14 protein-coding genes are annotated in these 12,311 nt (G+C 62.8%); 9 read left to right on the top strand and 5 right to left on the bottom strand.

Features of this window, described 5'->3' with window-relative positions; all coding sequences use genetic code 11:
• Window positions 1-34: 34 nt before the first annotated feature.
• Entirely contained in the window at window positions 35-1,072 is a 1,038-nt protein-coding gene (gene hpxD, locus GQR96_RS11840; RefSeq protein WP_074384465.1) for a molybdenum cofactor-independent xanthine hydroxylase subunit HpxD, read from the top strand.
• Window positions 1,073-1,083: 11 nt separating this feature from the next.
• Window positions 1,084-2,058 (top strand): molybdenum cofactor-independent xanthine hydroxylase subunit HpxE, encoded by a 975-nt coding sequence (gene hpxE, locus GQR96_RS11835; RefSeq protein ID WP_004205932.1) that lies wholly within the window; start codon window positions 1,084-1,086, stop codon window positions 2,056-2,058.
• On the opposite strand, the gene GQR96_RS11830 is transcribed toward hpxE, so the two are convergent.
• Window positions 2,035-3,273: an MFS transporter gene (locus tag GQR96_RS11830; protein WP_049115597.1), complete on the bottom strand. Its 1,239-nt coding sequence runs from the start codon at window positions 3,271-3,273 to the stop codon at window positions 2,035-2,037. The genes hpxE and GQR96_RS11830 overlap by 24 nt on opposite strands.
• Window positions 3,274-3,378: 105 nt before the next feature.
• Here GQR96_RS11830 and GQR96_RS11825 point away from each other — a divergent pair, with 105 nt between their 5' ends.
• Window positions 3,379-4,323: an AraC family transcriptional regulator gene (locus tag GQR96_RS11825; protein WP_004205934.1), complete on the top strand. Its 945-nt coding sequence runs from the start codon at window positions 3,379-3,381 to the stop codon at window positions 4,321-4,323.
• 9 nt (window positions 4,324-4,332) lie between these two features.
• Here GQR96_RS11825 and GQR96_RS11820 read toward each other — a convergent pair whose 3' ends face one another.
• The 3 genes from GQR96_RS11820 to GQR96_RS11810 form a co-directional block, all read right to left on the bottom strand.
• Window positions 4,333-5,088 carry a VOC family protein gene (locus tag GQR96_RS11820; protein WP_065904751.1) on the bottom strand — a complete coding sequence of 252 codons (756 nt, stop codon included), beginning with the start codon at window positions 5,086-5,088 and terminating at the stop codon, window positions 4,333-4,335.
• Window positions 5,089-5,266: 178 nt separating this feature from the next.
• Window positions 5,267-5,578: a cupin domain-containing protein gene (locus tag GQR96_RS11815; protein ID WP_065904753.1), complete on the bottom strand. Its 312-nt coding sequence runs from the start codon at window positions 5,576-5,578 to the stop codon at window positions 5,267-5,269.
• Between the two features lie 21 nt (window positions 5,579-5,599).
• Window positions 5,600-5,863 carry a VF530 family protein gene (locus GQR96_RS11810; protein ID WP_025999254.1) on the bottom strand — a complete coding sequence of 88 codons (264 nt, stop codon included), beginning with the start codon at window positions 5,861-5,863 and terminating at the stop codon, window positions 5,600-5,602.
• Window positions 5,864-6,144: 281 nt separating this feature from the next.
• Between GQR96_RS11810 and GQR96_RS11805 the strand changes: the two genes are divergently transcribed.
• The 4 genes from GQR96_RS11805 to GQR96_RS11790 are packed head-to-tail and all read left to right on the top strand — an operon-like array spanning window position 6,145 to window position 9,447.
• Complete coding sequence (locus GQR96_RS11805; RefSeq protein ID WP_017900371.1) at window positions 6,145-7,173, top strand: isopenicillin N synthase family dioxygenase; 1,029 nt, start codon at window positions 6,145-6,147, stop codon at window positions 7,171-7,173.
• A gap of 23 nt (window positions 7,174-7,196) precedes the next feature.
• Window positions 7,197-8,003 (top strand): MetQ/NlpA family ABC transporter substrate-binding protein, encoded by an 807-nt coding sequence (locus GQR96_RS11800; protein ID WP_004205939.1) that lies wholly within the window; start codon window positions 7,197-7,199, stop codon window positions 8,001-8,003.
• Window positions 8,000-8,791: a methionine ABC transporter ATP-binding protein gene (locus GQR96_RS11795; protein WP_008804932.1), complete on the top strand. Its 792-nt coding sequence runs from the start codon at window positions 8,000-8,002 to the stop codon at window positions 8,789-8,791. The genes GQR96_RS11800 and GQR96_RS11795 overlap by 4 nt, the downstream gene beginning before the upstream one ends.
• A complete protein-coding gene (locus GQR96_RS11790) occupies window positions 8,788-9,447 on the top strand; it encodes a methionine ABC transporter permease (RefSeq protein WP_004217626.1) in 660 nt (219 codons plus the stop codon). The genes GQR96_RS11795 and GQR96_RS11790 overlap by 4 nt, the downstream gene beginning before the upstream one ends.
• Before the next feature lie 10 nt (window positions 9,448-9,457).
• Here the strand turns inward: GQR96_RS11790 and GQR96_RS11785 are convergent, their stop codons facing one another.
• Window positions 9,458-10,516, bottom strand: coding sequence for an NAD(P)H-dependent flavin oxidoreductase (locus GQR96_RS11785; protein ID WP_043519548.1), 1,059 nt, complete (start codon window positions 10,514-10,516; stop codon window positions 9,458-9,460).
• 89 nt (window positions 10,517-10,605) lie between these two features.
• Between GQR96_RS11785 and GQR96_RS11780 the strand changes: the two genes are divergently transcribed.
• The gene (locus GQR96_RS11780) at window positions 10,606-11,451 is read left to right on the top strand and encodes a LysR substrate-binding domain-containing protein (RefSeq protein ID WP_065904755.1); all 846 of its coding nucleotides are present in this window, start codon (window positions 10,606-10,608) and stop codon (window positions 11,449-11,451) included.
• A gap of 334 nt (window positions 11,452-11,785) precedes the next feature.
• Complete coding sequence (locus GQR96_RS11775) at window positions 11,786-12,208, top strand: VOC family protein (protein ID WP_043519546.1); 423 nt, start codon at window positions 11,786-11,788, stop codon at window positions 12,206-12,208.
• Window positions 12,209-12,311: the final 103 nt, after the last annotated feature.

The raw sequence follows: 12,311 nt of genomic DNA, 5'->3' as shown, positions 1-12,311 counted from the left end.
AAAACAATCACCGATGTGAGCAGGAAGAGAAATCATGAAGACAACCACCCCCACGCCCCCCGCCCATAGCACCTTCGATCCGGAAGACTGGCTGCGGCTGGCCCGTTGCTGGCACCCGGTGGCCCGCGCCTGCGATATTGACGGCGCTCCGGTGAAAGCCACCCTGCTGGACGAACAGCTGGTTATCTATCGTATAAAAGGCCAGGTGGTTGTCGCCCGCGACGTCTGCCCGCACCGCGGCGTCCCGCTGACCCTGGGGTTTCATGAAGAAGAAGGCATCGTCTGCCCCTATCATGGCCTGCGCTTTGGCGAGGATGGCCGCTGCAACCGCATCCCCTCCAGTCCGGGGCAACCCATTCCGGCCAAACTGCATCTCACCAGCTTCGCCGTGGAGGAGCGTTACGGGCTGATCTGGACCTGCCTGGCCTGCGATCCGGACAATCCGCCGCCGTTACCGACCATGCCGCACTGGGACGACGCCGGCTTTCAGCAAATCAACTGTCCGGCCTTTGAAGTGAAGGGCTTTGCCGGCCGCCAGGTCGAAGGCTTTCTCGATGTCGCCCACTTCGCGTGGATCCACACCGAGACCTTCGCCGATCCGGACAACCAACAGGTGCCGGACTACACCCCGCAGGAGACGCCGTTCGGCTTTGTTGCCGACTACTGGAGCTCGGTAGGCAATTACCCGGCCAGCTCCGATTTCCGCGCGCCGGAAGGGTTCCAGTGGCTGCGTCACTTTGAAATGCATCTGCCGTTCACCGCCACGCTGACCATCCATTTCCCTGCCGATGCGAAGCTGGTGATCATGAACGCCGCCTCGCCGGTGTCGTCGCGCGTGACGCGAATGTTTGCCCCTATCGCCCGCAATTTTGACCTGCATGTGCCGGTGGAAGACGTTCATGCGTTCAACCTGCGGGTGTTTGAGGAGGACCGCCTGATGGTTGAGACCCAGCGCCCGGAGCGGCTGCCGCTGGATCTGACCCTGGAGGCGCATATTCCGGCAGACCGCAGCTCTATCGCCTACCGGCGCGGGCTGAAGAAGATGGGCTTTGGCGATTTCTTTCTGGTATGAGTGGAGGTCTTATGCGCGACATACTCCCGGTGGTGGTCGATGGCCTGTGGCGCCAGGGCGCGAAAAATCTGGCCGTTCGTCTGGTGAGCGCCGATGGGCAACCGCTGCCGGCGTGGGCGCCCGGCGCCCATATCGACCTCCATCTCCCCTGCGGGCTGATCCGTCAGTATTCGCTGACCGGCAGCCCGGCCAGACGGGATCACTATCTGCTCTGCGTCGCCCGCGAGGCGCAGTCGCGAGGCGGCTCCCGTTATATTCATGACACCCTGCGTCCGGGGCAGCCCTTGCTGATCTCTGCTCCGCGCAACCACTTTCCCCTGCACGGGGGCGGCCACGTGGTGCTCCTCGCCGCCGGGATCGGCATTACGCCGCTGCTGGCGATGGCCCATGCGCGCGCGGCGTCCGGCGCCAGCTTTACGCTGCACTATTACGTCAGCCGCGCGCAGGAGGCCGCCTTCGCCACCGAGATCGCCAGCCAGCTCACCGGCGGAACCTGCCTGATCCACAGCTCTGCCGACGGGCAGAGTCCGCGCCTGCGGCTGGCGCAGGATCTGGGCGCGCCGGACGCCGACACCCGAGTCTATTTCTGCGGACCGCCGGGGTTTATGGCCCAGGTGCGCGACACCGCGCTGGCGGCCGGCTGGGCGGAAACGCAACTGCACAGCGAAGCGTTCCAGCCGACCGTCCCGACGGCGGCGTCGGCGGAGGACGGCACCTTCACCATCACCCTCGCCTCCACCGGGGAGCGCTGGCCGGTCCCGGGGGACAAAACCATCGCCCGGGTGCTGCAGGAGCATGGCGTTGAGGTGCCGCTCTCCTGCGAGATGGGGATCTGCGGCGCCTGCCTGACGCCGGTGCGGGAGGGAACGGTAGACCACCGGGATACCGTGCAGTCGGAGGCGGAAAAACAGGCCGCGGAGCAGCATATCGCGCTGTGCTGCTCCCGCAGCCTGTCGGCCAATTTAGTTATCGATCTCGCGGGATAAGCGGCCGGTCTCCGGCTGCTCGGCGCTGGCGACCGGTTTCACCCGCACGGCGGTGAAGACCACGACCATCGCGGTCAACAGCAGCAAACCGCTGCCGGTGAAGACGCCGCTGGCACCATGCAGATCGAACACCGCCCCGCCGCCGGCGGCGCCGGCGCTGATGGCCAGCTGAATAGAGGCCACCAGCAGACCGCCTGCGCTTTCCGCCTCATCCGGCACGGTGGTGGCCAGCCAGGTGGACCAGGCCACCGGCACCAGACCGAAGGCAAATCCCCACAGGGCGACCAGCAACCCGTCGAGCACGGACAGATGGCCAAACGTCACCATCAGCAGCGCCAGGACGCTCATCATCAGCGGCACCAGCGCCAGGGTCAGACGCAGGCTGCGGCTCAGCAGATAGCTCGCCACCGAGGTGCCGATAAAGTTAGCGACACCGAAGCCGAGCAAAATCAGCGAAACGCCTTCAACGCTGGCCTGCGCGACGGTCTCAAGGAACGGTCGCAGGTAGGTGAAGAAGGCAAAATGGCCGCTGAAAATCAGGATCGACGCCAGCATGCCCCCCAGCATACCGGGACGGCGCAGCACCCTGAACAGCGTGGAGAAGGTGCCAACGCTTTCCGGCCGCATGGAGGGCAGCACCCACAGCTGCCAGAGCAGCGCCAGCAGGCTGGGTATCGCGCAGAGAATAAACACGTTGCGCCAGCCGATCAGCTCTCCGAGGTAGCTGCCGAGCGGCGCGGCCACCACCGTGGCGACAGACACCGCGGAAAAGATGATCGCCAGCGCTTTCGGCACATGGGCCGCCGGCACCAGACGCATCGCCGTGGCGGTGGACATCGCCCAGAAACCACCGATGGCGATCCCCAACAGCAGACGACCGAGCAGGAGAAACGCCAGCGAACCGGCAAAAGCGACCATCAGGCTGGAGACAATCTGCAGCACGGAAAAGAACATCAGCACCCAGCGGCGGTCGATATTGCGGGTGGCGGTGGCGATCAGCAGGCCGGTGACTAACGCCACTAACGCCGTGGCGGTCACCGCCTGCCCGGCCATCCCTTCGCTGACGCCGAGGCTGCTGGCCATCGGCGTTAACAGGCTGGCGGGCAGAAATTCAGCCACGATCAGGCCGAACACCCCGAGGGCCAGGGCATAGACGGCGCGCCAGGCAGGCCTGACGGGTGACAGGCTCGCGTCAGCAGCTATGCAGGAAGTCATATACATCTCTCCAGGTTTATTAACATCCTGGTCATCTTAGGGGCTTACCCCTGGACGATATATGATGCATACTCTTCAGTTATTGATTATTCGTCCGGAATTACCATGAGCCAGCCCACTATCGACCTGACCAGCGAACTGCTGCGCGGTATGCGCCTCTCCGGCGTGAATTACCGGCGCATCGAGACCTCCCGCCCGTTTGGCGTCGGCTTTAGCGCCGTGGCGGGCAAAGCCCAGTTCCATTTCATCAGCCGCGGGCCGGTGCTGCTGCGCATGGCCAGCGGAGAACAGTTCACCCTGGAGAGCGGCGACGCGCTGTTTATTCCCAACGGCGACGGGCACGCCCTGCTCTCCGATCCGCAGGCCGCGGTGGTGAATGTGGCGCAGCTGAACAGCGAAACGGTGTGCAGCACGGTCAGTTGTATCAACGCTGGCGGCCAGCCTGACTGCCCGGAGCGCGCCGTGATTTTCAGCGGTTGTATGGACTTTGAACTCGGCGGCATGCAGCCGCTGGTGAAGGCCATGCCCGAAGTGATGCGGGTGAGCTGCCTGCTCAACACCTGGCCGGAGATCCAGCCGCTGCTGGCGGCGATGGAGCGGGAATCGCTCACCCGCCAGGCGGGCTATGCCGGGATCCTCGCCCGACTGGCGGACGTAGTGGCCGCGCTGATAGTCCGCGGCTGGGTGGCCTGCGGGTGCGGTAACGCCACCGGCTGGGTGCAGGTCCTGCGCGATCCCCGGCTGGCGAAAGCGATCTACGCCATGCATCAGCGTCCGGGCGTTAACTGGAAAGTGGAAGATCTGGCGCGGGAGGCGGGGCTGTCGCGCTCTCTCTTCGCCGAGCGTTTTCTTGCCGCCACCGGCACCACCCCCGCCCGCTATCTCACCGAGCTGCGTATGCGGCTGGCGGTGCAGTACATCACCCACGAAGGCCAGGCGCTGGAAAAAGTCGCCTTCAGCCTCGGGTATCAGTCGCTGGCGGCCTTTAGCCGGGCGTTCAAACGCATCACCGGCCAGCCGCCGGGGGCCCTGCGCGCGACGGTACGCTAGCGTCAGCCTTTATATAAAGCGATACACGCCGTTGCCGACGCGAAAGCGTTGCCCCTTAAGCGCCGGGTTGGCGACGCGAAACACCAGCTCGGCCAGCTGGTTGGCGGGTCCCTGGCGGAAAGTAAACCACTGGCCGCCCGCGTCCAGCCCCTGCTCTCCCTGTGACGGGAAGCCCAGCAGTGCCTGCCAGCGGTCGCGCACCGCCTGCGGATTGTCCACCTCGAACACCGCCTGCTCGAGCACAATGTCGCCCAGCGGATGAGGCACGTCCAGCCCCTGAGCGCGCAGCCGCGCCAGCCGGGTCTCGTCGTCTTCTCCCCACTGCAGCACAAAAGGAAAGACCAGCCCGTCGGTGTCGCCATCGATGGTGAAGATCCGCCAGCGGATGACATTGCCCTGCGGATCGTGGCGCTGGCCATCGACAATCGGTGACACCGCCAGCCCCTTGCGACGCAAGTGGTCATGGGTGGCCTCGATGTCGTCGCTGCGCAGCGCGACGCGTAACAGCGCTTCGTTCTCCGGCAGCAACCGCGCGGCATCCCGCGAGAGCAGAAATCTGTCCGTCGCGGCGCGCAGTTCGTCGGGGTCGGAAATGGCGAGGAATTCGATATAGGTCAGACCAAAATAGCTCAGCGCATTGCGGGTTCCCCAGCCCGGATGGCGCCCGCCGACCGCCGCCCGCAGCTGCTGCCCGGCAAAGATTTCAATCGCCGCTTCCGGCTGATTCACAAACTGTACTGCGTGATCCCACTGCAAGGTGGCCATGATCTCTCCCGGGGTTGTGCCTGTTAAGACGTCTGCGGCAAAAGATAGTGCTGGGGTGAAGGCAATGGCAAACAAGAATTATGTATATTGAAAGCTGGATAAGTGATTTATATCAACGCGGTATGTTGAGTCTGACAGGCGATGAAATGGCGGGCTAACGAATTGCCCGCCGGCGGGATCAGACCGACCCTTCTTTCTCAATCACCAGAATACGCGCCGCCCCCTGGGGATGGGCGACATGCTCGCATCCCACCTCGGCGTAAAAGATATCTCCGGCGTTCAGCATGATCACCTGTTCCTCGCCGTCGACCTTCACATGCATCACCACCTGACCATCCATCACGGCAAACACCTCCTGACCGTCGTTGATGTGCCAGATATAGGGTTGGTCGGTCCAGTGCAGGCGCACGGTGGTGCCGGAAAAATTGGCAATGTCCAGCGCGCCCCACGCGCGGTCGGCGGTGAAATCTTTACTGCTCCAGCTCTGCATGATGTTGTCCTGTGGTAAGAGTTATTTTTTCTGCCAGTTTGCCCAGGGATCCGCTTTCTCCGCCGGCGCATCGTCGTCGAGCGAAGCCAGATACATCGCCTCCACCTCTTTACGCGCCCACGGCGTCCGGCGGAGAAATTTCAGGCTGGACTTGATGCTGGGATCGCTTTTAAAGCAGTTAATGTTGACCTGGCGGGCCATTTCCACCCAGCCGTAGCGCGCCACCAGGGCATTGAGCAGCGCTTCCAGCGTCACGCCGTGCAGGGGATCTTTTGAGCTGTGCATGAGGATACATCCGTTCCGCATTAAAAAAGTGCGCCCACCTTACTGACTCTCGGTGACGGGCGCAACGGCTTCAGTTCGCCCTTACGCCTTTATCTATTTAACGCAAAAGCACAGAACCCCGCGCGGACATAAATTAGAAAATAACGTTATTGGTTGCTTATCTGGCCCTGAGGCAAGCTGTGCTCAGCCCCGGACAGAGGAAATCACCATGCGCTGCTGTTGTGCCAGAACCCTGAACCTGAATCGACCCATAACTTATTATCCCGTTTTCGGAGAACACAATGAACGCGACCACCCTGCCGATTCTCGATCTGGCCCGCTACGCGGACCCCGCGGATAAAGCGGCCTTCCTGACCGACCTGCGTCACGCCGCCCGCGACATCGGCTTCTTTTATCTGATCAACCACGGTGTCGACGACGCGCTTCAATATGAAGTTCAGCGCCAGTCCCAGCGCTTTTTTGCGCTTGATGAGGCGCAAAAACAGCAGGTGGCGATGATCCACTCCCCCCATTTTCGCGGCTATAACCGCGCGGCCTCTGAGCTGACGCGCGGCCAGCCTGACTGGCGAGAGCAGTTTGATATCGGCGCCGAACGTCCGGCGCTGACCCTCAGCGACGACGCGCCGCGCTGGCAGCGCCTGCAGGGTCCGAATCTGTGGCCTGCCGCGCTGCCATCGCTAAAACCGGTATTACTTCACTGGCAACAGCAGATGACTCAGGTGGGTATCCGCCTGCTGCGCGCCTTTGCCGAAGCGCTGCAGCTCCCGGAGAATGCCTTTGACCGGCTTTACGGCGACCAACCCAACGAGCATATCAAGCTGATCCGTTATCCCGGCCAGCAGGAGACCCAGAGCAGCCAGGGCGTTGGCGCCCATAAAGATTCCGGTTTTCTCAGCTTCCTGCTGCAGGACGAGCAGAAAGGGCTGCAGGTTGAGGTGGCGCCCGGGCAGTGGATCGACGCCGTACCGCTGGCCGGCAGCTTTGTGGTCAATATTGGCGAATTGCTGGAGCTGGCCACCAACGGCTATCTGCGCGCTACCGTTCACCGGGTGGTGTCACCGCCGGCTCAGCAGCAGCGCCTCTCCATCGCTTTCTTCCTTGGCGCCCAGCTTGACGCGGTGGTGCCGGTTTATACCCTGCCGCCCGAGCTGGCGCGTGAAGCGCGCGGTCCGGACAGCGACCCGCACAATCCGCTGCTGCGCGATGTCGGCTGGAATTATCTCAAGGGCCGTCTGCGTTCCCATCCGGACGTGGCGGAACGCTACTATCAGGACGTTTTTCGCGAACGCGCCGAGCAATTGATCGTTTAACCATAACTAAAAAGGAACACACCATGAAATATGCTGCTTTTAAACTGGCAGGGGTCGCACTGTCTCTTTCTCTGGCATGGACGTCTGCCCAGGCCGCCGCGCTGCGCGTCGCCGCGGACCCGGTTCCCCACGCGGAGATCCTCAACTACATCAAAAAAATCGATCCCAGTCTCGATCTCAAGGTGGTGGAGCTGACCAGCGGGGTCAACGCCAATGAACTGCTGGCCAGTGGCGATGTGGATGCCAACTACTTCCAGCATGTCCCCTACCTGAAGGATCAGGAGAAAGCGCTGGGTAAAACCTTTGCCGTCGCGGCCACGGTTCATATTGAGCCGCTGGGGATCTACTCGCATAAGCATAAAGATTTCTCGTCGCTGCCGGAAAACGCCACGGTGGCGGTACCGAATAACACCACCAACCTGAGCCGGGCGCTGTTCCTGCTGCAGGCGCAGAAGCTTATTAAGCTGGACCCCAAATTTACCGACCCGGCCACCACCCTGGCGACGCCGAAGGATATTGTCGAGAACCCGAAACACCTGAAGATCCTGGAGATTGAATCGCCGCAGATCCCGCGCTCCCTCGACGATGTCGACCTGGCGGTGATTAACGGTAACTACGCGCTGGAAGCCGGTCTGGTGCCAGCGAAAGATGCCCTGGGGCTGGAAAGCGCCGAGCATAACCCCTACGCCAATATCCTGGTGACCACCCCGGCCCTGGCGAATGACCCGCGTATTAAGGCGCTGGCGAAAGACCTGACCTCGCCGCAGGTGGCGGAGTTTATCCGTAAAAACTACAACGGCTCGGTGATCCCGGTGGCCCCTCAGTCATGATCACCATCGAAGGGCTGAGCAAAACCTACGCCGGAACCGGCCGACCGGCGCTGAACGATATCGCGTTACAGATCCCGAAAGGGGCGATATACGGCATTCTCGGGCGCAGCGGCGCCGGCAAAAGTACGCTCATCCGCTGTCTCAATTTGCTGGAGCGGCCCACCTCGGGCCGCATTCTGGTGAACGGACAGGATATTACTCAGCTGAACAAGGCGGCGCTGCGGGATTATCGCCTGCGCACCGGGATGATTTTCCAGCACTTCAATCTGCTGCATGCCCGCACCGTCGCCGATAACATCGCGGTGCCGCTGGAGATTGCCGGGGTGCCGCGGGCCGCTCGCGAAGCGCGGGTGCGCGAACTGCTGGAGCTGGTGGATCTCAGCGAAAAGGCCGCCGCTTTCCCGTCGCAGCTTTCCGGCGGGCAAAAACAGCGCGTCGGCATCGCCCGGGCGCTGGCCGCCCGACCGGAGGTGCTGCTGTGCGACGAGGCGACCAGCGCTCTGGATCCCGAGACCACCGCCTCGGTGCTGGCTCTGCTGGCGGATATTAACCAGCGGCTCAATCTGACCATTGTGCTGATAACGCACCAGCTGGAGGTGGTGAAAACCATTTGTGACCACGCGGCGCTGCTGGAACAGGGTGAGATTGTCGAGAGCGGCAAACTCGCGGACCTGCTGGTGACCCCATGGTCGCGGCTGCGCCAGTCGCTGCTGCACGACCCGCAGGCTGAACAGGATTTTCTTACCCGTCACGGCGTTCAGGGGAGGCCATTATGCGGAGTAGCATGAGCTGGGAAGATTTGTGGCCGTTATTACTCGACGGCACGCTGGATACGCTCTATATGGTGGGCCTGGCGGCCCTGTTTACCGTGCTGATCGGGCTGCCCACCGGTGTGTTGTTATTTATTTCCCGCGCCAACGGGCTGGCGCCGATGCCGAAACTGAACGCGTTGTTAGGCGCGGTGATCAACATCGGCAGGTCGCTACCGTTTATCGTGCTGCTGATCGCCCTGATCCCTTTTACCCGGCTGATCGTCGGCACCACGCTGGGCAGCACCGCCGCCATCGTGCCGGTGACCATCGGCGCCTTTCCGTTCTTTGCCCGCCTGACGGAAAACGCGCTCGACGAGGTGGATTACGGAAGAATCGAAGCCATTCTGTCGATGGGCGGCAACGTCTGGCACGTGATTTTTAAATCCCTGCTGCCAGAAGCCCTGCCGACGCTGCTGGCCGGGATCACGCTGACTATCGTGATGCTGATTGGCTTTTCGTCGATGGCCGGGGTGATCGGCGGCGGCGGACTCGGCGACCTCGCCATCCGCTACGGCTATCAGCGATTCAATAATGAGGTGATGTTTGGCACAGTGCTGATCCTGGTGGCGATGGTTCAGGGCGTGCAGATGGCCGGCGATCGGCTGGTGCGCAGCCTGGCCCACCGCCGTTAGCCGTCAGTCATTAGTTCCAGCCGCTCTCTGCCGCCAGCTGGCGGACCAGACGGGCGGCGTCACACTCGCGGATCAACCCCACCCCCTGCCCGGCCCAGTGGGCGCCATACTCATGGACGCCCTGGGCTTTCGCGGCGGCGGCCAGCGCTTTGCCGATATCATACGCCAGCGGATAATCCGGCACGGCGCTCGTCGGACAGGCTTCCCCCAGCGCGCAGAAGGCATTCGCCAGACAGCGTGCCGGACGCCCGGATATTGCGGAGGTCAGCACCGTACGCCCGTCAAGGCTGTTGTGGATCGCCGCGCGATAGCCGGCGTCGGCGGCCGATTCCGGACACAGTAAAAACGCCGTACCGAGCTGTACGCCCTGCGCCCCCAACTGCATCACGCTAGCGATCCCCGCTCCGTCCATGATGCCCCCGGCGGCCACTACCGGGATGGTTAGTCGACGCCGCAGAAGTTGCACCAGGGTGAAGGTGCTCAGCTGCGCGTCAGGCTCCTGCGGAGCAAAGATCCCCCGGTGCCCGCCCGCCTCATAGCCCTGAGCGACCACCACGTCGATCCCCTGCTGTTCAATCAGCTGCGCCTCCTGGAGCGAGGTTGCCGTCGCCAGGGTGACAATCCCCTGCTGTCGCAGACGCTGGATCGTCTCACCTTCAGGAAGGCCGAAATGAAAGCTCACCACCGCCGGCGAGTGGTCGAGAAGCAGCTCCAGCATGGCGGTGTGGCCGATAAACGTCTGGTATATCTCCCTAAGCGATGCCGGAGGCGTACTGCCAAAGCGGGTAAAATGGGGGCGCAGCGTCTCTGCCCAGTCCGCTTCACGTGGGGCGTCGCGCCGCGGCGGCGCATGGCAAAATAAATTGACATTGAACGGCCGGTCCGTCAGCTGGCGGGTGGCGACGATCATCGCTTCCGCCTGGGCAACGGTTGCAGCGCCCAGCCCCAGCGAACCCAGCGCCCCGGCATTACTCACCGCAGCAGCCAGCGCGGGGGTGGAGACGCCCGCCATCGGGGCCTGGATCAGGGGGTAGTCAATATCAAGAAGCGAAAGCAGTGAATTTTGCATGAGTTCCTCGTAGATGAGTGATGCCGGAGGCTTACCATCTCTTTTAAAGATGATAAGATCAACATCATTATCATATTGAGAATAAAAATATGAACCACAGCACACTGCAGATTTTTATCCAGGTGGCCGACACGCAAAGCGTCACCCTGGCAGCAAAACGGCTGGGCCGCGCCCAGTCTAATATCACCACCCGTATTCAGCAGCTGGAAGAGGAGCTTGCCGTGGAACTTTTCGTCCGCGGCAACAAAAAAATGGTACTGTCGCCGGCAGGCGTACAGTTCCTCAGCTATGCCCGGCGGATCCTGAGCCTGGCGGAGGAGGCAAAGCAGGCTCTGCATCCGACCACACCCGGCGGCAGCCTGCGGTTGGGCGCGATGGAGGCGACCGCCGCCAGCCGTCTGCCGCCGCTGCTTACCCGCTTCCAACAGCAATGCCCGCAGGTGGATGTCACCCTCAGCATCCGGCCGACCCGCCAGTTAGCCGAGGGGGTATTCACCGCCGCCCTCGATGCCGCGCTGGTCTGCCTGCCGCCAGGGCCGGATGGCCAACCGACATGCCCGCCCGGGCTGGAATCTGTCCCGGTGTTTCAGGAAACCCTGATGCTGGTCCGGCCGCAGGGCGCGGGCCCGCTGCGGTTCGCGGCATTTACCAGCGGCTGCAGCTATCGGGCGTTAGGAGAGCGCTGGCTGGCGGAGCAACAGGCGGCCGTCGAGGTGCATGAGGTTAGTTCCTATCACAGCATGCTGGCCTGCGTGGCCTCCGGGCGCTACGTCTGCCTGCTGCCGCAGAGCGTGCTGTCGCTGATGACGCTTCCCGAAAACTGTCTTAGCGAACCGCTGTGCGAGGCGACCACCCAGCTTATCTGGCGTCAGGGGTTCAGCACCTCCGCCCTCAGCGAGTGGCGCATCCTGTTGCAAAGCGCTGCGAACGGCTAAGCTAGAAGAGGATTCAGTGACACACGCGCAGGGGGCGACCCAGAGCTCTTGCCGACAAACGCAGAGGCGTTTTGCCGCTACAGTATCAACCCGAGCGACAACAGCGACAGAATCGCTTTTCGCCACAGGTCGCGGCTGTGACGCCGTTTTTTTGCCGGGTGGCGGCTGCGCCTGACCCGACCTACATGGCGGCGCTTAGCCGGCTAAATGGGTCCCCCGCTCCGTAGGCCCGCGCAAGCGCAGCGCCGCCGGGCGACGGGTCGCGGCTGTGACGCCGCTTTTTTTGCCGGGTGGCGGCTGCGCCTGACCCGGCCTACGCCTTATGGGAGTCATTATGTCGTTCTGCCACATGCGCATCGCCAGACCGGTCAGCGAACTGGAGACCAGCGCCAGCATGTATTGCGCCGGGCTGGGGCTGCAGGAACTTGGCAGCTTTACCGATCATGAAGGATTTAGCGGGATTATGATCGGTTTGGCGGATGCCGGCTGGCATCTGGAATTCACCCATTGCCGCCACCATCCCGTCACTCCCTCGCCAGGAGATGAAGATCTGCTGGTGCTGTACTATCCGCAGCGTCAGGCCTGGGAGGCACAATGCAGCGCCATGGACGCCGCCGGGTTTCTGCGCGTCACGGCGTTCAACCCCTACTGGGAGGTCAACGGCGTCACTTTCGTCGACCGCGACGGCTATCGCACCGTGCTGCAAAACCGCGCCTGGGGCGTGGTGGGCGATGAGTCGCATGTGGCGGCGAGCTGACGATGATCGGGGCTGGCGTCAACCGCTGCAAAAGCAATTATTTACCTTCGGACAGACAACGTTCCCGTCGGTTACCGATAAAACGCCTTCCCGACTCGCCAGC

It is taken from the genome of Klebsiella sp. PCX (genome assembly GCF_021869705.1).
In the GTDB taxonomy this organism is placed as follows: domain Bacteria; phylum Pseudomonadota; class Gammaproteobacteria; order Enterobacterales; family Enterobacteriaceae; genus Klebsiella; species Klebsiella quasipneumoniae.
The sequence above is the reverse complement of the archived record's forward strand: the minus strand, read 5'-3'. Positions and strand labels throughout refer to the sequence as shown.